The 19,756-nt window shown below is 61.3% G+C and carries 24 protein-coding genes; 14 read left to right on the forward strand and 10 right to left on the reverse strand.

What is annotated here, in order from left to right:
* The first annotated feature begins 8 nt into the window (after positions 1–8).
* Positions 9–2,564: a heavy metal translocating P-type ATPase gene (locus AC1DCM_RS04850; RefSeq protein ID WP_477517498.1), complete on the forward strand. Its 2,556-nt coding sequence runs from the start codon at positions 9–11 to the stop codon at positions 2,562–2,564.
* 75 nt (positions 2,565–2,639) lie between these two features.
* On the opposite strand, the gene AC1DCM_RS04855 is transcribed toward AC1DCM_RS04850, so the two are convergent.
* Entirely contained in the window at positions 2,640–2,912 is a 273-nt protein-coding gene (locus AC1DCM_RS04855) for a DUF2277 domain-containing protein (protein ID WP_216924537.1), read from the reverse strand.
* 158 nt (positions 2,913–3,070) lie between these two features.
* On the opposite strand from AC1DCM_RS04855, the gene AC1DCM_RS04860 reads away from it, so the two are divergent.
* The gene (locus AC1DCM_RS04860) at positions 3,071–3,334 is read left to right on the forward strand and encodes a WXG100 family type VII secretion target (protein WP_011776688.1); all 264 of its coding nucleotides are present in this window, start codon (positions 3,071–3,073) and stop codon (positions 3,332–3,334) included.
* Positions 3,335–3,409: 75 nt separating this feature from the next.
* On the opposite strand, the gene AC1DCM_RS04865 is transcribed toward AC1DCM_RS04860, so the two are convergent.
* Positions 3,410–4,456 (reverse strand): EamA family transporter, encoded by a 1,047-nt coding sequence (locus AC1DCM_RS04865; protein ID WP_477517499.1) that lies wholly within the window; start codon positions 4,454–4,456, stop codon positions 3,410–3,412.
* A 71-nt stretch (positions 4,457–4,527) separates the two neighbouring features.
* Here AC1DCM_RS04865 and AC1DCM_RS04870 point away from each other — a divergent pair, with 71 nt between their 5' ends.
* Positions 4,528–5,076 (forward strand): CGNR zinc finger domain-containing protein, encoded by a 549-nt coding sequence (locus AC1DCM_RS04870; protein WP_477517500.1) that lies wholly within the window; start codon positions 4,528–4,530, stop codon positions 5,074–5,076.
* Between the two features lie 63 nt (positions 5,077–5,139).
* Here AC1DCM_RS04870 and AC1DCM_RS04875 read toward each other — a convergent pair whose 3' ends face one another.
* The 3 genes from AC1DCM_RS04875 to AC1DCM_RS04885 form a co-directional block, all read right to left on the reverse strand.
* Entirely contained in the window at positions 5,140–5,493 is a 354-nt protein-coding gene (locus AC1DCM_RS04875; RefSeq protein ID WP_477517501.1) for a hypothetical protein, read from the reverse strand.
* 74 nt (positions 5,494–5,567) lie between these two features.
* Positions 5,568–6,140, reverse strand: a complete 573-nt coding sequence (locus AC1DCM_RS04880; RefSeq protein WP_477517502.1) for a DUF308 domain-containing protein — start codon at positions 6,138–6,140, stop codon at positions 5,568–5,570.
* Between the two features lie 9 nt (positions 6,141–6,149).
* Positions 6,150–7,490 carry an MATE family efflux transporter gene (locus tag AC1DCM_RS04885; RefSeq protein ID WP_477517503.1) on the reverse strand — a complete coding sequence of 447 codons (1,341 nt, stop codon included), beginning with the start codon at positions 7,488–7,490 and terminating at the stop codon, positions 6,150–6,152.
* Between the two features lie 42 nt (positions 7,491–7,532).
* On the opposite strand from AC1DCM_RS04885, the gene AC1DCM_RS04890 reads away from it, so the two are divergent.
* Positions 7,533–8,117, forward strand: coding sequence for a putative antibiotic biosynthesis monooxygenase (locus AC1DCM_RS04890; protein WP_442017217.1), 585 nt, complete (start codon positions 7,533–7,535; stop codon positions 8,115–8,117).
* Between the two features lie 40 nt (positions 8,118–8,157).
* A complete protein-coding gene (locus tag AC1DCM_RS04895) occupies positions 8,158–8,592 on the forward strand; it encodes a DoxX family protein (RefSeq protein WP_477517504.1) in 435 nt (144 codons plus the stop codon).
* 151 nt (positions 8,593–8,743) lie between these two features.
* Here AC1DCM_RS04895 and aztD read toward each other — a convergent pair whose 3' ends face one another.
* Positions 8,744–10,057 carry a zinc metallochaperone AztD gene (gene aztD / locus AC1DCM_RS04900; protein ID WP_477517505.1) on the reverse strand — a complete coding sequence of 438 codons (1,314 nt, stop codon included), beginning with the start codon at positions 10,055–10,057 and terminating at the stop codon, positions 8,744–8,746.
* A 135-nt stretch (positions 10,058–10,192) separates the two neighbouring features.
* On the opposite strand from aztD, the gene AC1DCM_RS04905 reads away from it, so the two are divergent.
* From AC1DCM_RS04905 to AC1DCM_RS04925, 5 genes are all read left to right on the forward strand, one after another.
* The gene (locus tag AC1DCM_RS04905; RefSeq protein WP_477517506.1) at positions 10,193–10,612 is read left to right on the forward strand and encodes a MarR family transcriptional regulator; all 420 of its coding nucleotides are present in this window, start codon (positions 10,193–10,195) and stop codon (positions 10,610–10,612) included.
* Between the two features lie 2 nt (positions 10,613–10,614).
* Positions 10,615–10,959, forward strand: a complete 345-nt coding sequence (locus AC1DCM_RS04910; RefSeq protein ID WP_477517507.1) for a PEP-utilizing enzyme — start codon at positions 10,615–10,617, stop codon at positions 10,957–10,959.
* On the forward strand, positions 10,956–11,528 hold the full coding sequence (locus AC1DCM_RS04915; protein ID WP_477517508.1) for a hypothetical protein: 573 nt from the start codon (positions 10,956–10,958) through the stop codon (positions 11,526–11,528). The genes AC1DCM_RS04910 and AC1DCM_RS04915 overlap by 4 nt, the downstream gene beginning before the upstream one ends.
* Positions 11,529–11,606: 78 nt before the next feature.
* Positions 11,607–12,581 carry an acyl-CoA thioesterase gene (locus tag AC1DCM_RS04920; protein WP_477517509.1) on the forward strand — a complete coding sequence of 325 codons (975 nt, stop codon included), beginning with the start codon at positions 11,607–11,609 and terminating at the stop codon, positions 12,579–12,581.
* A gap of 543 nt (positions 12,582–13,124) precedes the next feature.
* Positions 13,125–13,727, forward strand: coding sequence for a hypothetical protein (locus AC1DCM_RS04925; RefSeq protein ID WP_477517510.1), 603 nt, complete (start codon positions 13,125–13,127; stop codon positions 13,725–13,727).
* 49 nt (positions 13,728–13,776) lie between these two features.
* Here the strand turns inward: AC1DCM_RS04925 and AC1DCM_RS04930 are convergent, their stop codons facing one another.
* Positions 13,777–14,391: a TetR/AcrR family transcriptional regulator gene (locus AC1DCM_RS04930; RefSeq protein WP_477517511.1), complete on the reverse strand. Its 615-nt coding sequence runs from the start codon at positions 14,389–14,391 to the stop codon at positions 13,777–13,779.
* A gap of 77 nt (positions 14,392–14,468) precedes the next feature.
* Between AC1DCM_RS04930 and AC1DCM_RS04935 the strand changes: the two genes are divergently transcribed.
* The gene (locus AC1DCM_RS04935; RefSeq protein WP_477517512.1) at positions 14,469–14,957 is read left to right on the forward strand and encodes a cupin domain-containing protein; all 489 of its coding nucleotides are present in this window, start codon (positions 14,469–14,471) and stop codon (positions 14,955–14,957) included.
* Between the two features lie 22 nt (positions 14,958–14,979).
* Here the strand turns inward: AC1DCM_RS04935 and dnaB are convergent, their stop codons facing one another.
* Positions 14,980–16,365, reverse strand: a complete 1,386-nt coding sequence (gene dnaB / locus AC1DCM_RS04940; RefSeq protein WP_477517513.1) for a replicative DNA helicase — start codon at positions 16,363–16,365, stop codon at positions 14,980–14,982.
* Between the two features lie 631 nt (positions 16,366–16,996).
* On the opposite strand from dnaB, the gene AC1DCM_RS04945 reads away from it, so the two are divergent.
* From AC1DCM_RS04945 to AC1DCM_RS04955, 3 genes are read left to right on the forward strand one after another with little or no spacing between them, the layout of a single operon-like run.
* On the forward strand, positions 16,997–17,467 hold the full coding sequence (locus tag AC1DCM_RS04945) for a hypothetical protein (protein ID WP_442004937.1): 471 nt from the start codon (positions 16,997–16,999) through the stop codon (positions 17,465–17,467).
* Positions 17,468–17,474: 7 nt separating this feature from the next.
* Positions 17,475–18,050, forward strand: a complete 576-nt coding sequence (locus AC1DCM_RS04950) for a hypothetical protein (RefSeq protein WP_477517514.1) — start codon at positions 17,475–17,477, stop codon at positions 18,048–18,050.
* A 39-nt stretch (positions 18,051–18,089) separates the two neighbouring features.
* Complete coding sequence (locus AC1DCM_RS04955) at positions 18,090–18,587, forward strand: MepB family protein (protein ID WP_477517515.1); 498 nt, start codon at positions 18,090–18,092, stop codon at positions 18,585–18,587.
* On the opposite strand, the gene AC1DCM_RS04960 is transcribed toward AC1DCM_RS04955, so the two are convergent.
* Together AC1DCM_RS04960 and AC1DCM_RS04965 are read right to left on the reverse strand one after the other, a co-directional pair.
* Positions 18,573–19,196: an FMN reductase gene (locus tag AC1DCM_RS04960; RefSeq protein ID WP_477517628.1), complete on the reverse strand. Its 624-nt coding sequence runs from the start codon at positions 19,194–19,196 to the stop codon at positions 18,573–18,575. The genes AC1DCM_RS04955 and AC1DCM_RS04960 overlap by 15 nt on opposite strands.
* 94 nt (positions 19,197–19,290) lie before the next feature.
* Complete coding sequence (locus tag AC1DCM_RS04965; protein WP_477517516.1) at positions 19,291–19,752, reverse strand: DUF1801 domain-containing protein; 462 nt, start codon at positions 19,750–19,752, stop codon at positions 19,291–19,293.
* Positions 19,753–19,756 lie beyond the last annotated feature (4 nt).

Genomic DNA, 19,756 nt, shown 5'->3' on the forward strand with positions numbered 1-19,756 from the left:
GAGACCTCTTGAGTAACCAGGAGACCTTCAATCAGCCCGAAACCCGGGTCATCGAACTGGACATAGAGGGCATGACCTGCGCCTCGTGCGTCAATCGAGTTGAGCGGAAGCTCGGCAAGCTTGAAGGCGTTGAAGCCAGCGTCAACCTGCCCTTGGAATCAGCCCATGTGACCGTTCCGGCCACGGTAACGGACCAGCAAATCGTGGACACCGTCAACGCCACGGGCTACAAAGCCAAAGTTCGCCAACCCCCGGCCCCCCACACCCGCGAGCGCCACGCCGAGCACCACCACGTTGGACTCACCCCCACCGAGAGCAGCACTGACCTCTCGGATCACAAGGCCCACGCAAACACGTCCACCCATCACAACGCGATGACGCCAGATCAGACAACGCTGGCTGTGCCCAACGGAAGCGGCCACGGCGGAAGCGGCCACGCCCACGGCGGAACCGCCGGAGGCGTGCGGCAGCATGCGTCTAAGCGAGGCACGAGCGAGCATGCAGAGCACGGCTCCGGCGGTTCCGCACCCGCCGACCACGCAAATCACGCAGAGCACGCAGAGCACGCAGACCACATGTCCCACGGCCCTGCCGCGTCAACACTCCGCCCACGCCTGATCACGGCAGCCATACTGACCATCCCCGTCTTCGCCATTTCGATGGTGCCCGCCCTGCAGTTCACAAATTGGGGCTGGATTGTGGGTGTACTGGCGCTGCCAGTGGTCAGCTGGGCTGCATGGCCGTTCCATAGGGCCGCTGCTATCAACGCCCGGCATTTCGCATCCACCATGGACACGCTCGTTTCCATCGGGGTGATCGCGGCTTACCTCTACTCCGCCTGGCAGTTGTTCGCGGATCCCCGGATGACTGAGCATCCCGGCATGGAAAGCATGTCCGGAGGTGGGCTGTATTTCGAGGTCGCCGCGGTTGTCACCACGTTCCTGCTTTTAGGCCGGTATTTGGAAGCGAATGCGAAGGCCAAGGCAGGCGGAGCTTTGAAAGCCCTGCTGAATCTTGGCGCCAAGGATGCCACGATTTTGGTGGACGGCCGGGAGCAGAAAATACCTGCTGAAGAACTCCTGGTAGATGACGTCATTGTGGTGCGCCCTGGTGAGAAGATCGCGACGGATGGCGTGGTCATTGACGGCGCGTCCGCCGTCGACGCCTCTCTCGTTACCGGCGAATCTGTTCCGGTCGAGGTCGGTCCGGGGAGTCAGGTGACAGGCGCCACCATCAACACCTCTGGCCGTCTGTTGGTTCGGGCCACACGGGTTGGGTCCGACACCACCCTGGCGCAGATGGGCCGTTTGGTCAGCCAGGCGCAGACCGGAAAAGCGCCGATCGCACGTCTGGCGGACAGGATCAGCGCGGTGTTCGTGCCGATCGTGCTGGTGCTTGCGCTGGTGACGTTCCTGTTGTGGCTGTTCTTCTCAGGCGACCTCAATGCGGCGTTTACCGCTGCGGTTGCTGTCCTCGTGATCGCCTGCCCCTGCGCCTTGGGGCTTGCAACTCCTGTGGGCCTGCTGACCGGAACGGGCCGCGGCGCCCAGCTGGGCATCCTCATCAAGGGTCCACAAGTGCTTGAGGACACCCGCCACGTGGACACTATCCTTTTGGACAAGACCGGCACCGTGACCAGCGGAAGGCTGGCTGTGGATCATACAGTTGCCCTCAATGGCCACTCACCGGCAGCAGTTCTGACCCTTGCCGGTGCGGTTGAGTCGGCATCGGAGCACCCCATCGCCCACGCGATTGCAGCAGCGGCCAAGGAAGCAATGCCCGACGCCGGTACCTTCCCGGGCGTGGATGACTTCAGTTCCGCTCCTGGCGGCGGTGTCCGGGGAACCGTGGCGTTGGACGGCACCGCAAAAACGATTGTCGTTGGGCGCTCAGGCTGGCTTGAGGAGAACGGCATTGCCCTCGATTCCAGCCAACGGGACGAACTCGCAGCCCAGGAGAACAGCGGTGCAACCGCAATTTGGGTTGCGGTGGACGGTCAAGCTGCGGGAATTGTCAGCCTGAGCGATACCATCAAGCCCAGCTCGGCTGCTGCGATCCAGCGGCTGAAGGACCTGGGAATTCGTCCGATGCTACTGACGGGTGATAACGCTGCCGTGGCCGCCCAGGTAGCTTCCGCCGTCGGGATTTCTCCTGATGACGTGTTCGCCGGTGTCTTGCCCGAAGGCAAAGTGGACGCGGTGCGGAAGCTTCAGGACTCCGGTGCAACTGTGGCTATGGCCGGCGACGGCGTGAACGACGCCGCAGCGTTGGCGCAGTCCGATCTTGGCATTGCGATGGGATCGGGCACGGATGTCGCGATCGAAGCCTCGGACCTTACGGTAATGGGCAGCGATCTGGGTCAGCTCGTCCAGGCCATTGAGCTCTCCCGCAAGACGCTCTCCACTATCAAGACCAATCTGTTCTGGGCCTTCTTCTACAACGCGATTGGTATCCCGGTGGCAGCTCTTGGACTGCTGAATCCGATGATCGCGGGCGCAGCAATGGCAGCGAGCTCCGTGCTTGTTGTGGCGAACTCCCTGCGGCTGCGCTCGTTCGGGAAGTAGCGCCTACTACTTAGCAGCACATGACGTTCCGGGTTCCCGGAACGTCATGTGCTATTCAGGTTGCAGGTGTTCGCCTTAAGCCGTCCCGAAGCGGACAGCAGCCCGGGCCTTTGCCTTGGCGGCTTCCTCGTCACGATTCTTCGCCGGGGCATGGCTCACCAACGAATCCAGCAAGTGCTGAGTGATGTGGGCGATCTCGTGGACAGCCTCAGCGAAAGCTTCCTCGTTGGCCTTGGACGGCTTGGTGGACCCGCTGATCTTGCGCACATATTGCAGCGCGGCGGCCTCCACTTCTGCCGACGTAGCGTGTGGTTCGAAGTTATGGAGAGTCCTGATATTCCGGCACATAACCCCATGCTAACTATGGGCAGCGCTGCATGGGGAGGGGTGCCCATCGACGCTCTTTGGAATCCCACGATAGGTTTTAGCTATTGGATCTTCCGGATGAGCCGGAGGCCGCTGGGGATGCCGAAGAGCTCGGGTCCGAACAAATGAAGGAGAATCTCATGGCTATTTGGGGTGCAGATGTTGATCAGCTTCGTCAGCTCGGTAACAAGCTGAAGGCCGGTGCCGAGAACATCGAGCAGCAGCGTTCACAGCTCAAGGGTGCCCTTGACGGCACCGACTGGAAGGGCCCGGACGCTGACAAGTTCCGCGGCGAGTGGGACAGCCAGCACGCTTCCAACCTGAAGAAGGTTGCCGACGCCCTTCGCGAAGCCGGCGACCGCGCTCAGAAGAACGCTGAGCAGCAGCAGCAGGCTTCCAACTAAGACAGTTGGGAAAACCCCGGACGCAAAGGCGTTCGGGGTTTTCGCTTTTCCAGGATCAAAACTTGCAGTCGCCCCTTAGTCCCGTGGGACCTTGGCGACAGGCCCCGAGGGGACAGGTTCGACGTCGTTCGCGTGATCCAGGACCCTGGCGCGGACGGCCTCTTCAGCATTCCGGGCTGCCTTGCGGTCGCCGCGCAATTCGTCCACGCGGACCAGGACCACACCGCCCACAATCAGAAGTCCGCCCAGCAACTGGATGGGACCCGGCAATTCGCCCAACAGCAGCCAGGCCCAGATCACGGCGAACAGCACCTCTGTCAGCGAAACGAATGACGCCACTTTGGACCCCAGGCTGCGCGCCGCCATGATCCCTGAAACGTAGGCGAGGACGGTCGCAAGGATTACTAGTCCCACGGCGGACACCCACCACGGTATTGTCCATGGGCCAAGGGTGGTATCAGCGGTGCTGAAAGTCATGGGAATCAGCCCCAAGGCACCCACCAGCCACATGACCAGCGCGCCCACCAGAAGCCCGCCCGAGGCGAGCACCAGTGGAGGAAGAGTGTCGTTTTCCTTGGCTGTAATGAAGAAGTAGATCACCAGGCATACTGCGGCAGCCATGCCCCAGAGGACGCCGATGAAGTCCACCTTCACAGCGCCGGTCAGGTCCAGGACAAGGACCAGCCCGCCCAACGAAAGCAGCGCGCCGGCAGCGGTGAGGGCTCGGGGACGGCGTCGGCTGGCGATCCAAAGCCACAGCACGATCATCACCGGAGCCAGGTATTCGAGCAGCAGTGCGACACCCACGGACAAGCGGGCCACTGCATTGAAGTAGAACAGCTGACAGCCGGCGACTCCGATGAGCCCGAACAGCAGGATAGTCAGCCAGTTGTCCTTAAGCTGGTGCCAGCGGCCGCGGAGAACTACGACGCCGGGAATCGCCAGAATCAGTGCGGCACCGGTGAGTCGCACGGCAACGGCAGCGCCGGGTGACCAGCCAGTTTCCAGCATGGATTTAGCGAAAGAGCCGGAGGTGCCGAAAACTGCGGAAGAAAAGAGAGCGATGCCAAGTCCTGAGGCCAGGAAACCTTTTGCATCAGCCTTCGTCTTTGTAGCTGACACAGCAGCCTCCTGTCAGGAGTAAAGTGGGCTTATGGTCATGACAGTACCCCCGAACCATGTAAGGAGTCAAAGTGCATTTTGCGCCTGACACCGAGATTGCACTTCGCAGCGTCGTAAATCTCGTCAACACCGCAGCCAACGGCGAGGATTCCCTGACGTCCGTGGAGGACCTCGACGCGTTTCTGGCGGCCGAAGAATTTTCCGGTTCGAGGACTCATGACGAAGCGGAATTGCGCAGTATCAAGCGCCTCCGGAGCGAATTGGCTTCACTGTGGTCCGCCGATCAGGACACCGCCGCAAAGACTGTGAACAAACTGCTGGTTGACGCCAAGGCACTCCCCCAGCTCGTCAAGCACGATCACTGGGACTGGCATCTCCACGCCACAACCCCCGAAGCACCCTTGGCCGACCGCATGGGCACGGAAGCTGCCATGGCAATCATTGACGTGATCCGCAGCCAGGAAATGGATCGCATGCGCGTGTGCGCCGCCGACGACTGCGACGCCGTGGTCCTTGACCTCAGCCGCAACCGCTCCAAGCTCTATTGCGACACGGGCAACTGCGCCAACCGGGCCCACGTCGCGGCATATCGGGCAAGGAAAGCTGCTGAGGGCGAGTAAGCGGGGCCTGGCGCCGCCCCACAAAAAAGCGCCTCCCCACCGAAGTGAGGAAATGCTGGAAGGTCAGTGGCCGCCGTCGGGCGTTTCTGTCTCATCAGCAGCCGAACCCGGGGCTGCGGAGCCGCCGTGCCCTGGGCGCTTTGAACTGAGATTGACGCCCGAGCCCTTGCCCAGGTGCTCGGCGTTTTCCTTGTGGCTCATGGAAAGCATCGCAGCCACTACGAGGCTCACGATGAACGCGATACCGGCGCCGGTGAACGCGAGGTCGAACCGGGGAGTGCGTGCGCTGCCACCCGAGGCGAAGATCAGCACCGCAACAAATGCCAATACTGCGAAGAACGCGGAGAACATGAGGGGTCCCTTGACCGAGGTCCGCATCTTGCGCGGCTCTCTTGGTGCCTGGTCTGCCACGGTCATTCCTCCAATGATGGCGGGCCTGTTCGGCTCCCCGCCGGTTGCAAAAGTTCTACAGCGAGTAGAACGTCCAGCTACTAGTTTACGGCCTCGGGGGAAGCACCCGGCGCAGTGGCCTGAGTCCCCGACCGAACGTCATGCCGGAGGGTAAGTCCGGAGAGCATCCACAACACTCCGGAAAGGATAGCGCCACCACCAGCGACGCCCAAAAGAGCGTGAGCCCCGAGCGAAATGAAGAACGGCAACGCCACGGCAGTTCCCAAAGCGATAACACCGGAAACAAGCCAGTCACGGGTCAACGAGTCGCGATTCCGCAGTCCATGAACCAGTTCAAAGACGCCAAGTACCAGTAGCGCTGCGGCGGCGGAAAGCGCGACGCCGGCGTCGGACTGAGTGACCAAAGCCACCACACCGCCTGCAGCGACCACCACAGGAACGGCCGCAGGCAGAACGCGGGACATCCATAAAGCGCCCGCTGTCCCCAGCAGATACAGGCCGATAGCCCACGCCAGGACCTGCACAGAAGGCGATCCCCAAAAGATCGTGACCAGGCCAAACACCAGTGCAACCGCAGCGCGGATCAGCACGGGTTTCCAGAGCTCGGCCACGGAGGCAGACGGTGTCTGGGCAGAATTCGCTGGGAGAGTCACGCGTCCAGTTTAGTGCGAACCCAGCACCATCCATTTATCAGTGCGCGCACGCAACCCCAACGTGACCCCGCGGGCCAGCATGTAGCCCAGCGCAAAGACGACCCACAACCACACCAGCCCCGCCGCGCCGTCGGGCCTGACGATGTGGACGGCCGCCAGCAGTGGCACATAGACTGCAAGATTTACGAGGCCGGCAATCGCCAGGTAGCGCGCGTCGCCAGCACCGATGAGAACTCCGTCGAGGACAAACACGTAGCCGGCCAACGGCTGCCCAACGGCGAGGACCCAAAGGGCCAGGGTCAAAGCCTCCCGGACACCGGCGTCAGAGGTGAAGAGGTAGCCGGCCCAAGGAGCAACCAACGCCAGCAGAAGCCCGGTGACCACCCCAAAACCGAGACCCCATCGGATCATGGTCCGCGTGAGTTCCCGGACGCGGCCAGCATTTCTCGCACCCAGTTCCTTGCCGATCAAGGCTTGCGCGGCGATGGCGAGGGCGTCCAAAGCGAAGGCCAGGAAGGAGAAAATGGTCATCGCCAACTGGTGCGCGGCGAGGTTCACTGCACCCTGGGCTGTGACCACGAGGACCGTGGCGAGGATGGCGAGGCGGAGGCTGAGCGTGCGCAGCATCAGCCAGGAGCCAACCTTGGTCATGGCCCGGATGCCATGCCAGTCGGGTTTGAAGGACACGTCGTGTTGCCGTGCATTCCGCCCGACCATCACCAGATACACGGCGGCCATGGCCCATTGGGCAATGCTGGTGCCGATCGCCGAACCAGTAACAGAGAGGTGCACGCCGTACACGAGAAACCAGTTCAGCCCGATGTTCAGCGCAAAACCTGCAGTTGCAACCACCAGAGGAGTCCGGGTGTCCTGAAGACCACGGAGCACGCCGGTGCCTGCGAAGATCAGGAGCATCGCGGCGAGCCCGGGCATCGACCAGCGCAGATAATCGACCGCGAACCCACGCACATCGTCGGTGGCGCCCATCAGACCTACGAGAGGTTCGGCAGCGACGAAGCCGACCACAGCGAGCGAAATGCCCAGCACCAAAGCCAGCCACACGCCGTCGCGCCCTGCCGCCAAAGCTTTCGCCAACTTACCGTCACCGATCGCGCGGGCGACTGCCGGCGTCGTCGAATATGCCAGGAAGACCATAAGTCCCACGGCGGTATGCATAACGGTGGATGCCAGGCCAACACCAGCGAGCTGATCGACGCCAAGGTGGCCAACGATGGCGGAGTCGGCCAGCAAGAACAGCGGCTCGGCTATGAGCGCACCGAACGCGGGCACTGCCAGATGCAGAATCTCGCGGGCATTCGAACGAGTGGTGATGGTTGTGGTTTGAGGCACTAAACAAGCCTAGTCTTCTCGGGGACGGGTAAATTTGGGGCCGTGTCACACAAGCATCCCGTTACCGTTTCCGTCGCCCGCACCATCCTTCCGGGGTACATCCGGCAAGCAAACGCCTGGGCGCACGCCGGCCAGGAATTGGCGCGTGAGTGGCCTGGGTATCTGGGGTCGGGATGGGTTCGGAGTGGCGCCGGATCAAACGAATGGCACATGCTCTACCGCTTCGCTGATGCTGAAACGCTGCACGGATGGGAGCAGTCCGAGGAGCGGCGCTGGTGGATTGATAGCGCCCGGGAAATGATGGAGACCACCCGCGTTGAACGGCGCACAGGAATCGAGGGCTGGTTTTCACAGCCCGGTGACGCCTCTGTGGTCGTCCCCGAAACCGTTGTGCCGCCTCGTTGGAAGCAAGCTATCAGCATCTTCCTGCCTTTCTTCCCACTCAGTCTGTTGGCTAATTTCCTGCTGCACCCCCTGACGCAGGGGTGGCCGCTGGTGTTCCAAGTGCTCCTGAATATCGTCATCCTGACGCCGTTGATGACGTACATCTTCCTGCCGATCACGACGCGCCTTCTGCAGCCATGGCTACAAGCAAGGCCACGTGGGAAAAGTCACGGAACTTCTTAATTGGTTGACTCTTCAACTTATCTGGGCAAAGGTTGAAGCTATGAACAAGTCCAGCCTGAGCACCACAGCCCTGACCGTCCTGCGCGTTATTGCAGGTTTTCTCTTCGCCGCGCACGGTTGGCAGAAGTTCAACGAATTCACCATCGCCGGAACGCAGGCCTCCTTCGCGCAGATGGGTGTCCCCGGCGCTTCCGCGGTAGCCCCGGTGATTGCAACCCTTGAACTCGTGGGAGGTATCGCGCTGATTATCGGGCTCCTGACCAGGGTCTTCGCAGCCCTCCTGGCCATTGACATGCTCGGCGCACTGTTCCTGGTTCACGCACCGGCTGGCGTCTTCGTCGCCAATGGTGGATACGAGCTGGTTCTGCTCTTCGCCGGCGCCGCCCTGGCCCTCGCTCTTGCTGGTGCCGGCAAGCTCTCCGCCGACAACGCACTCTTCGCCAGGCAGGGATCCAAGCTCCGCGTCCTCGCCTAAGCGCCCTGCTAACCCCAGACGTTCTCTCACATAACAGCCCATTGAGCCGGATGTTCTCTCCCTTTCGTCAGGAAAGCGATAGAACATCCGGCTTTAAGCCAGTGGACGTGAGAGAAGATCGGCGGAAAGGCCGCTGGAAGTGAGAGAGCGTTTAGCCTTCTACACCAGTCAGTTCATTCGGGACATGCTCCAGCTGAGCCGACTTCTTCACTTTGCCTATCTTCAAGTCCACCGCGTGAATGGTGCTCGTCGCAGGTTCGGTGACGAACGCCGTCGAGCCTTGGACAAACAGCGTGGGACGCGGGTCCTGCCACGTGGTGGATTCTTCCCAAGCGGCGACAACCGGGATCGTCGAGGTCACAGAACCGGAAACCGGGTCGATAACGCGTAAGGAACCATCAGTTCCGAGCACCAGAGCTTCACCGGCAGGTCCGCGCCCCAGCGAGCGGAAGGAGTAGCTGGTTCCAATATCGACAAGCTGAAGGTTTGCGGTCTCAGTGTTGACCAGCGAAATACGGGTTGGGCGTTCCAGCTCAGCGGCCTTGTCCACTTTGTAATCCCCCAGGATCACGGGCGACTTCTCGGAACCCGCCTGATTACCCAGACGTCCGTATGCATCCGGGCTGGCGACCTTGGTAATCACGCCATCCTTGTAGATCAGCATGCCGTTCTCGCAACCGACCACCACAGCTTCTCCGGCAGCAACAGCCTCACCATGGACGCCAGGGCAGTCCTCATTGCGGACGATTTCCTGACGTTCCTGGCCCTTGCCTGCGGAGAGGATGGCGATTCCGGAGCGGCTTTCCTCATTTCCGAGCGTCACCAGCAGCTTGCCGCCTTCAAGTTCGACTGCCACACCGTGATGCGCTTCTGGCGTTGTGTAGACGTCGGTTGCGGGCAGGGCACCATCCTCGATCGAAGCACCCAATGAGGACGACTTGAAGCTCTCGACCTTGCCTGATCCGTCACTGAACAGGACTGTCTTGCCCGCATGATGGACCACGTGACCGGACTTGTCCGCTTCAAACGCCAACTCGGTCAGCTTGGGCTCCGCGACGTAGTGATGACTGTGGTCACCGTGCGGCTCGGTCCAGGCACCTGCGTCGAACAGGCGGAACGAGTCTCCCGTGGAAACAAACACGTGGCGTCCGTCTCCAGCCGGATTCAGTCGATTGAAACCGGACAGCTCCGCCCCTCCCACAGGCTTGAGGGTGGTGGCGTCCAGGACTCCGATGCCGGCGTCGTGCGTGTAAACCAGCCGCGGAGTGGGCGCGCCCGCCTCTTTCGGGCTGGACTTCTCACTGCCGGCTGCGGCGGTCTCTGCGGCGATGCCAGCTGAGCCTCCGGGTGCTCCGCAGGCGCTAAGTAGAAGGGCGGAAAGCCCGACGGCGGCAAGCGGCTTGGCGGGGAACCGGCGTTTCGAGGTGGCTAGGACAGGGGAAACAAGGATGGGATAACGAGGCATGCGTTAAATGATATTGATTCTCATTTGTGTATCAAGTCCAGCGGCTGTGTCTATTAGAAGGACTGCATCAACAGTATGTTGACAACATAATGTTGATATTCCATGCTTGGGGTCGAAGAAGCGAAGGAGCAGCACATGGAAAACGTCGGAGGCTCCCAGGACGCTGACGAAGCGGAGCGGGAAACCAGCGCTGTCCGGTTGCTCATGGACAGAGGTGGATCGGACCTCAATGCCCGGCCGTGGCTCGCCCCGGGTCAGCCTCCTTCCGCCATGGACCTGATCCAGCACGTCCTGTGGCGATCCCGGGGTTCCGGTCAGGGCGAAGATGCCAATCCCGCCCCCGTCGAGGTCGCGGATCTACGTGCCGCCCTCGCGCTGGTTGCCGCCGCTCGTGGTGAGATGGACGCCGTCGAAACCGCGCTTCTGTTTCTTGCGCGGGCAGAAGGCCTCACGTGGCCGCAGATTGCAGAGAGCCTCGGGCTCCGCTCCGCCCAGGCCGCACAACAACGACTGGATCGGCTTTCGGATCGACCCAACCCGGCGGGTGGCCGGTGACGATGGCTCTGACGCTGAGCGGAACCGCCGCGAGCGCAGGGATCGCCTCCGGGACAGCGCGAATCATCAACGGACCTGATGGCTTCGGTCGGTTCCAGCTTGGCGATGTGTTGGTGTGCCGCACCACCGACCCCGCGTGGACGCCACTTTTCGGAATGGCTGCGGCAGTTGTCACTGAGAATGGCGGAATGTTGTCCCACGCCGCGATCGTTGCCCGTGAGTTCGGAATACCGGCCGTAGTAGGTGTCCGGGACGCTATGACGTTGCTCGCGGACGGAAGCTTTCTGATGATCAACGGATCCTGGGGCACAGTTGCCTGTGCTGCCGTTGTGGAATCAGCCGAATGACTGGCGACTTGTTGCTTACACTTCACGCCGTCCGACTCCTCGGGTTCGCCGACACCCAGGCCGTCGCGGATCGATTCAGTCGGGATCACAGCTTGGTCGAATCCGAACTCATCGACGCCGGCGTGCTCGGTTTCGTTTCCCACACTTCATTTGGAGGTAGCAGCGGATGGGCACTTTCCAGCCTGGGGCGGGTCGAGAATGAACGCCTCCTCGCAGCTGAGCTGGAGCGTGAAGATGCCCGGCCGCTGGTGATCGGCGTGCACGGCGAGTTCGTGAACCTCAATCTGACCGTTGTCAGTGCCTGCAGCGCCATCCAACTGCAGCAGGTAGCTGGCACAGCTGCCGCCGGGATCTTGGAGGAGGCGTTGGCTTCGTGGAGTCCGTTGGAAGAACGCCTGACGGGATCATTGCCACGATTCGGGGGCTACTCCCGGAGGCTGATGGACGCGCTCGAGCATGCCCGGAGGGACATGGCCTGGTTCACTGCGACCGACTGCGATTCCTTCCACCGGGTATGGTTCGAGCTGCATGAGGATCTCATCGCAACCCTGGGAATCCAGCGCGGGTAGGCAGCCGATGTCCGGTCACGGGGACAGCAGGTCAGACTTACTCACGTAACAGAAACCTGCCAACAGTAAACTTCCAGCATGAGTGAGACAGCCGACAATTCAGTGACCCTCCGCTTCCTTGCGGCACCGATGGACATTGGACACAGCGGCTCGGTCGACGCCGGCACAGTCCTTGAGTGGGTGGACAAGGCCGCGTATGCCGCAGCGGTGGGCTGGGCTAAGTCGTATTGTGTCACCGCCTACGTGGGCAACATTCACTTCACCGATCCGGTGAACAGCGGCGACATGGTGGAGGTAACTTCCACCATCGTGTATACGGGTCGCTCCTCCATGCACATCCACACGGTGGTCAGTTCCCGTGACCCCAAGGGCGGACCGGAGACGATGCACAGCCAGTGCATGGTGATTTTCGTGGCCGTCGGACCTGACGGCAAGCCGATTCCCGTGCCGCAATTCGAGCCGGCCACCCCGGAAGAAATCGAGCAAAGGGGTCATGCGCTTGCGCGCATTGAAGTTCGTGAACAGATCGTCAATGCGATGAACGCCCAGGAATATACCGACGCCGGGACCGCCGAGCGCGTCGTCCTGCGGTTTATGGCGGCCCCCACTGATGTGAACTGGGGCGGCAAGGTCCACGGCGGCATTGTCATGAAATGGATTGACGAAGCCGCGTACGTTTGCGCCTCCCGATACTGCGGCAAGGACACCGTGGCAGTGTTCTCAGGCGGCGTGCGCTTCTACCGGCCGTTGTTGATCGGCCACGTGGTGGAAGTAGAAGCTCGTCTCGTTTACACGGGCGCAAAGGGGATGCACATCGCTGTCCACGTCCGCTCCGGTGATCCGAAAACCCGCGAGATGAACTTAACAACGTACTGCCTCACCGTGATGGTGGCCCGGGACGAAACGGGAACGGCGGTGCCCATTCCTGAGTGGGTTCCTGTGTCCGAAGAGGACAAGAAGTTGCATGCCCACGCTCGCGAGTTGTTGGAAATCCGAGGCCGGGCTCCGGGGAATCGGCTGCCGGATCATTTGCTCAAAGCGGCCGGCAACTAGCTGAAACTCCATCACCTCAGGCACGAACACCAGTAAAATTAAGCCAAGAGGTGCGTGGAGATGTCTCTGGCTTTTGCTGTTGTCTTAGTCCTGTTGGGCCTGGCTTCCCTTGCCGCCGCAATAGGCGCGGTGGTGTTGATTATTCGCGACGGCCGCGGGCAGATTCCACTGGAACCATCAGTTCAGCCGTGGGTGGCAGGAACCCTCCCAAGTCGCCCCTACTCGACGCTCCGTCGCATTTAGGGTGGTGTAGCCCCCGTCCAATGGTGGAAAGGCTGCCTTCAGGTGGTGGAGGGCCGAGCGCTAAACTGGATCATGACCGGTGCCCGTGCCCGTCTCCTGGCTTGGTTCGTCGCCTTGGCCACCCTTCTCTCGGCCTGTTCGTCCCCGATAGGCGTAGACGAGGCCGCCCCGAATCAACAAACATCATCTTCCACAGCCCAGCCAGTGGCCGGCGGTGTCGCCGGTCCAGCTCAGGGGCCCCCTCAGACAACAGCCCCTGCTCCGATTTCGACACCTGCTCCAGTTCCAACCCCTGTAGCGGTGCCTCAGGCTTATTCCCTGAACCTGTACCAAGAAGGCGACTTCGTACCGCAGTACACGTTTGATTGGTGCGTCGCGGCGAGCATCCAGATCGCGCATAACCTCGTCGACGATACCGGAGGCGGCACGTGGGCTGGCCGCGCCCAGCAGTCCGAGCTTTGGGAAATGGCGCGAATGCGGTCCTCCGACTCATTCAACGGTGCGAATCCATTCGGCTGGGCGGCAGTGCTGACTGCCGTCGGGATGGGACCCTACGAAGTCGTCAGCGTCGCTAATTATGGGGAAGCAATTCGAACTGCCGCACGGGCCATGGCCACTACAGGCCGCCCTGTCGGCCTGGTCATGTGGAGTGGCCGCCACGCCTGGGTGATGAGCGGATTCGAGTCACTCGGGGATCCCTCCCAGTTCCCGGACTTCTCCGTCACGGGAATTCGTGTGCAGGATCCGCTCTATCCCTACGGCAGCGGGCAGTGGGGGCCTTCCCCTGCACCCAACAGCCTGCTGACCCCTGAGCAGCTGGCGACGCAGTTCGTTGTCCGGGAGCCGCGACGCTGGAGCAGCGCGCTCCCCAGCGGGTACCTGCTGGTACTGCCACGGCCCTGAACAACCGCCTTAGTCCTGTTGGAACATCGCCTTTAACCAAGCACCGGATTCATGCGCGGACCGGGAGTCCGCTGGAGAGCGCGTGGGATAAGAGGGCCCCTGCCGTCCACCTCATTGAGGCGACGGCTTCCTCACGACTAAGCCCGCCGACGTCGGTTAGCCAGACGAGGGACTCGATGCCGATGGCACTGCGTATCGCCAGGACCAATTGATGGATGTCCTGGTCCGTCATTGTCCTTTGCAGTGGGGCAAGCGCTTCGGTGATCCAGCCAATTGCCCTGCCCTGCCGGAGGGGAAGGCTGTTGCCTTCTCCGTTTGACTGCTCAAGCGAAAGCCGCAACATGGTGCGTTGCTGGGCTTCGGTTTCAACAATAATCCGAAGGAACTCCACTACCACTGCGTCCAATCGCTCCGCGACACCCTCGGGAGGAGAGGCCGGAAGCAGTGATGTTCGTGCAGTTTCAGGATGGGCGGCAGCCAGAAGCTCCCGCTGTCCGGAGAAATACCTGTAGGCGGTGCTTCGTGGGATGCCCGCCGCTTGAGCGGCCTCATCCACAGTGGGAGAAACGCCGGACGCGATCAGGGTACGGGCTGCCGCGAGGAGCGCCTCCAGGGTGCGACGCTTTTGACCGGTCCGCCCAACGTCAACGTAGGCTCTTGACATACCCCTCATGGTACATGAGTCTTGTCATGAGACATACGTCTCATAAAGTCTTCCTACAACGCATTGAGGCGAGCACCATGGAGACGAAGAAGGCAGCATCGGCAATCATCCGACAGCCCGGAGAAGGGGCCAAGCGCTGGTTCTTCGGTGGCGGCATCCATACTTGGAAAGCGACGGCTGACGAGACAGCAGGGGCGTTCCTCCTCTTTGAAGACGAAATGTCCCTCAATAAGGTGACGCCGATGCATACGCATCCGGACTCTGACGAGACCATGTACATCTTGGCCGGAGAGATCCTGATGAACATGGACGGTGAGGAGCATCGCGTCGCCGCCGGCGGAGTGACCATTGCGCCCCGCGGCGTGCCACACGCGTTCAAAGTTCTTCAGGACGGAACCCGCGTTTTATGCCTCCACACACCCGGCAGCTCGCAGGCGTTTTACGACGGCGCCAGCGAACCTCTTCGCACGGAAGACGAGGCTCAGGCGGTGGACTTCGACCGGATTCGAGAATCCGGTCGGGTAAATGGCGGCATCGAAATCGTTGGCCCTCCCCCGTTCGCGTAGGCCGGGCCCTGAGCCTGAAGGGTTAGAACCCGCCCCCACCACCAGAATCGCCGGCCATGTTCGCGAAGCGCGAGTAGTGGCCCTGGAACGCGACAACAATGTCTTTGGTGGGACCGTTACGGTGCTTGGCGATGAGGATGTCGGCCTCGCCGGCTCTCGGCGATTCTTTGTCATACACGTCTTCACGGTGGAGCAGGATGACCATGTCGGCGTCCTGCTCGATGGAACCTGATTCACGAAGGTCAGACACCATGGGGCGCTTGTCCTGGCGCTGCTCGGAACCACGGTTCAGCTGTGACAGCGCAATGACGGGAACCTGAAGTTCCTTGGCTAGCAGCTTGAGGGCACGCGAGAACTCGGAAACTTCCTGCTGGCGCGACTCAACCTTTTTACCGGAGCTCATCAGCTGGAGGTAGTCCAGGATGACGAGCTTGAGGTCATGCTGCTGCTTCAGGCGGCGGCACTTTGCCCTGATTTCCATGAGCGACATGTTGGGGCTGTCATCAATGAAGAGCGGGGCATCGTTCATGCGGCCCATCGTGGTGGCAATCTTGGACCACTGCTCGTCCTTGATTGTGCCCTTTCGGAGGTCCTGCAGACCGATGGTGGCTTCAGCGGAAAGCAGGCGCATCGCGATCTCGTTCCGGCCCATTTCCAGGGAGAACATAACCGTAGCCAGGTTGTGCTTGATGGCTGCCGATCGGGCGAAGTCCAACGCGAAGGTGGACTTACCAACGGCAGGACGGGCAGCGATAACGATCATCTGGCCCGGGTGGAGGCCGTGGGTCAGCTCGTCGAGTTCGTAAAAACCGGTGGGAACGCCCACCATGCCTTCGCCGCGATGCCCGGAAGCTTCGATCTCGTCCACGGTGGACTCCATGACGTCCTTCAACGCCACGTAATCTTCGGCAGTGCGCTTTTCAGCAACCGCGTAAACCTCGGCCTGTGCCTGGTTGACGAGGTCTTCCACCTCGCCGTCCTGGCCGTAGCCCATCTGGACAATCTTGGTGCCTGCGTTCACGAGGCGGCGCAACACTGCGCGCTCTGCCACGATCTCGGCGTAGTAACCGGCGTTGGCTGCCGTTGGCACAGTTTGGATGAGCTCGTGCAGGTAGGCCGGTCCGCCGATCCTGTTGATCTCACCGCGCTTGGTCAGTTCATCGGAGACCGTTACGGCGTCGGCGGGTTCACCACGGCCATAGAGGTCAATGATGGACTCGTAAATCGTCTCGTGCGCCGGACGGTAGAAGTCGTGACCACGAACGATTTCCACGACATCGGCGATGGCGTCCTTGGACAACATCATGCCGCCCAGGACTGACTGCTCAGCGGGGATGTCCTGCGGAGGTTTCCGGCTCGAATCCGAAGCGCGTGAGCCCTCGATTGAGTCCAAGTGCGTAACTGACAAAGCCGTCCTCCATTTGTGTACCACTGCAGAGAGTTAGTCCCTCAGTGGTGCGTAAAGCGCAGGTGAACCTGGGATGGATTGCCCGAGCCTCCGGACCAGCCGAGTGCTCCTGTTATATCCATGGGGGTCCGACAATTTTCGGCTTTCCCCAATTTCCACAACTTATCCACAGAAGTCTCCCCAAGCATGTTTGCGCGCGGCTGCTTGAAGGTCACTGAGAGGGCAAATTCCATACTGAAACAGGTACCCGAGCCACGTTAGCGGTGTGCAGTCCGGGCGCAAAGTCCGCCGTCAAGTGCACATGTGGATAACCTGTGGAATACCGCCCCCACGTTGTGCACAGTCTGTGCGTTACCCTGTGGATAGAGAAATTCTTTTTGCAGTAACTAGGGTCTGACCTGCGGAAACATTCATCACAGGCTGTGGAGCAAAGAAAGTTTTGGTGGAAAACCATCCACAGACCCAGCTGATCTGGTTGGTCATCAGGGCCTCAAATCCATGCTAAACATGCCGCAAATGTGATGCATCTTACAAAGCGGGCCTTAATTTGACACTGCCCTCTCAGAAGTCTATGCCGAGTCTGGAATGTGCTGTGGATAACCAAGTTCTGGCATAAGCTCTAAGCATGGGGATGAACTTTGGTGACGTGCTGATGATTGCCCTTCCGCTAATTGTCCTCGTGGGCCTGCTGTGGGCGCTTTCAGCGGCCTTCAAACCGCGCGATACAGGCCTTTCTGATGCCGAGCGCTATCAACACGAACTTGCGGCCCGTTCCGCAGCGCACCAAGCCTCGCAAGTTCAGGCTGCACTTGCTGCCAGGGCCAAGATCGAGGCTTCCACCAAGCCAAGCCAGAACGAGGCCCAGCACACCCAGCAGACAGAGCAAAGCCGGGCCGCTCATCAGGCCCAAATCGCCAGGACGGCAGGTACACCAGCGGGGCACCAGCCTGCGGTGCTCCCCAATGGACAGCTGAATCCGCAGCTCGCCTTTGAGTTGCAGAACCTGGTCCGTGGCGGGCGCAAGATAGAAGCCATCAAGGTCTTCCGCCAGGCCACCCATTCAGACTTACTCACTGCTAAGAACTACGTAGATCGGCTCTGACAACGCCATGGATTCCTTGTTTGTCCCGCTCGTGATTTTGATCGCGGTCATTGCGGGCGTATTGCTGCTGATGCGTTCCTTTAGCAAGCGTTCGGCCGAGACAAAGGCTGATGTAGCTGCAGCCAACTCCCCCAAGGATCCGGTTCAGCTGGCCAAAGAATCCGCGGCGAAGCTGAATGAGGAACAGCACAGGCGGCTCTACTCGCTCATTGCCCAGGGTCAGGGCATGGCAGCGATCAAACTGTATCTGCAGGCCACTGGTGAGGGGCTACGGGCGTCGCGCGACGCCGTCGGCGCTCTGGCCGCCCACCCACAGCCCTTTACGCCAGAGGCGCAGCCCAAGGATCTGTTGTCGGACGACGACGACGAGCCCGAGCGTTTCCCCTACCGGTACCGGGCCATCGTCAGCAAGGGCGATGTGACCCGCGAGGTGAGCAGCAACATGCTCAACGACGAGATCTACGGACGAATCCGGACTCTGGCAAAAAGCGGTGATGTGGAGGGCGCAGCTCTGGCCCTGACACGCCACTCGGACATCACCATCAAACAGGCCCGTGAGTTCATCGAACTCCTGGACGACTAAGCGCGACTAAAAGTCGAAATTCGAAACGTTGGTACCTCCGTGCATACTGAACGGATGATCCCTCCGGAGCTGGTCGAAGCACAGCGGCTCATCAAACGGCTTGGGAGGGAGTGCCCCCAACCCACTCCGGAGGCCGACAACGCAGAGTACGGAGCCGCTATCGCCATCATTGGCAGGGCGTCGATTCGTTTCCGGGTCGGCAAGCTCACGCCGACGAAGGTGGGTCTGTTTGTGGCTGTGTGGCGGCGATCGGCCGACGGAGGCACGGAACCTTTCCCCGCGGACCACCCTTCCGCCGACGACGCGGACACCCTGGTGATCTCAGTAAGGGAAGGGGCGAAGTCCGGTCACTTCGTGTTTCCACGGTCAGCCCTGATCAGCCACGGCATAGTTTCCGTCGGCGGCACCGGTGGGAAGCGTGGTTTCCGCGTTTATCCCCCGTGGTCCCTTACGTCGAATCGCCAGGCGCGAAAGACACAGGAGTGGCAATGCGCCTACTTCCACGACTCCAATGACATTGGATTACCTGCCAGCTGAAATACCGGCCAGCAGCTGTTCGAATGGCAGTGACTCCAAGGTTGGGGCCTTGCGCCCAGGCTGGGGGCCGCTGAGCAGTTGCACGAGTTCACCGGCAGCCCGGTCTACGCGGGCCGAGAGGGGCGAGCCGCCGTCGTCGTTTCCCCAGTCCTGGGGCCCGGCGAAGACGCCGGTAGACGCAACCCGGGTCCGCAGGTAGCTGAACAGCGGACGCATGGCGTAGTCCAGGACCATCTGGTGGCGGTCGGTACCGCCGGTGGCGCCAAGCAGTACGGCCTTGCCGTCGAGGGACTTGGGGTCCAGGACGTCGATGAAGGACTTAAAGAGGCCGCTGTAGGACGCGCTGAAAACGGGGCTTACGGCGATGATGCCATCGGAATCCTCGACGCCGGCAATCACCTCTGCGAGGCGCGGAGCGGCGTACCCGGTGACGAAGTTGTTGGCGATGTCCACGGCCAAATCTCGAAGTTCGACGACGTCGATCCTCGCCTCGTAGCCTGCCGCCTGCAGCTGCCGCTCGGCGGAGGCCGCCAACTGGTCGGCCAGCAGACGGCTCGACGACGGGACGCCGAGTCCGGCGGAAAGGACTGTGATGCGGCGGGTTTCCATGGCATTCTCCTGTTGCTCGTTCATTCCCAGCATACATGCATATGCATCTAAATGAGTGAACGGGGGAGCATCACAAACTATTCCCGCACGGCATCTACGGTCGGCGCTTCTTTCCTCCAACACCCGGGACGGCCGTGACCTGTTTCATCCAGGACGCTATTTGGTCTTCGTCGATGTCGTCCACGGATTCGAGCTCCACACCCCGCGTCGCCTTGCCCATTCCCACGGGCGTCACCGGCGGCACGGGCTGGAGTGTCACTCCATTGATAAACATGAGTTTGACGTGGCCCGCGAAGCCACCGCAGCTGAAGCACCAGCCGTCGCCGACGCCGTAATACGCCATGCCCCATTTCACCGAGCGCTGGAGCGTAGGCAACGTCTTGGCTGCCAGCGCATCGATGGCTTCGGCGATGGCACGTTGCGGCTGCGGAAGGCTGGCGACATAGGCAAAGACAGGCCCGTCACCAATTGCGGCCTTCGCAGGGCTTGCCCTGCCGGTCATGGCTTCCGGCAGGGAGAAGGCTCCGGCCTCAATGGGTTCGTCCGAGCGGTCCACAGTA

This window comes from Paenarthrobacter sp. 10N417, from assembly GCF_056394745.1.

Coding starts and splice junctions, on each gene's coding strand:
- AC1DCM_RS04875 (WP_477517501.1), bottom strand. CDS start 5,493: ATGACCGTGGCAGACCAGGCACCAAGAGAGCCGCGCAAGATGCGGACC.
- aztD (WP_477517505.1), bottom strand. CDS start 10,057: ATGCCTCGTTATCCCATCCTTGTTTCCCCTGTCCTAGCCACCTCGAAA.
- AC1DCM_RS04905 (WP_477517506.1), top strand. CDS start 10,193: ATGGAAAACGTCGGAGGCTCCCAGGACGCTGACGAAGCGGAGCGGGAA.
- AC1DCM_RS04930 (WP_477517511.1), bottom strand. CDS start 14,391: ATGTCAAGAGCCTACGTTGACGTTGGGCGGACCGGTCAAAAGCGTCGC.
- AC1DCM_RS04935 (WP_477517512.1), top strand. CDS start 14,469: ATGGAGACGAAGAAGGCAGCATCGGCAATCATCCGACAGCCCGGAGAA.
- AC1DCM_RS04855 (WP_216924537.1), bottom strand. CDS start 2,912: ATGTGCCGGAATATCAGGACTCTCCATAACTTCGAACCACACGCTACG.
- AC1DCM_RS04920 (WP_477517509.1), top strand. CDS start 11,607: ATGAGTGAGACAGCCGACAATTCAGTGACCCTCCGCTTCCTTGCGGCA.
- AC1DCM_RS04895 (WP_477517504.1), top strand. CDS start 8,158: ATGAACAAGTCCAGCCTGAGCACCACAGCCCTGACCGTCCTGCGCGTT.
- AC1DCM_RS04945 (WP_442004937.1), top strand. CDS start 16,997: ATGAACTTTGGTGACGTGCTGATGATTGCCCTTCCGCTAATTGTCCTC.
- AC1DCM_RS04860 (WP_011776688.1), top strand. CDS start 3,071: ATGGCTATTTGGGGTGCAGATGTTGATCAGCTTCGTCAGCTCGGTAAC.
- AC1DCM_RS04910 (WP_477517507.1), top strand. CDS start 10,615: ATGGCTCTGACGCTGAGCGGAACCGCCGCGAGCGCAGGGATCGCCTCC.
- AC1DCM_RS04960 (WP_477517628.1), bottom strand. CDS start 19,196: ATGGAAACCCGCCGCATCACAGTCCTTTCCGCCGGACTCGGCGTCCCG.
- AC1DCM_RS04915 (WP_477517508.1), top strand. CDS start 10,956: ATGACTGGCGACTTGTTGCTTACACTTCACGCCGTCCGACTCCTCGGG.
- AC1DCM_RS04950 (WP_477517514.1), top strand. CDS start 17,475: ATGGATTCCTTGTTTGTCCCGCTCGTGATTTTGATCGCGGTCATTGCG.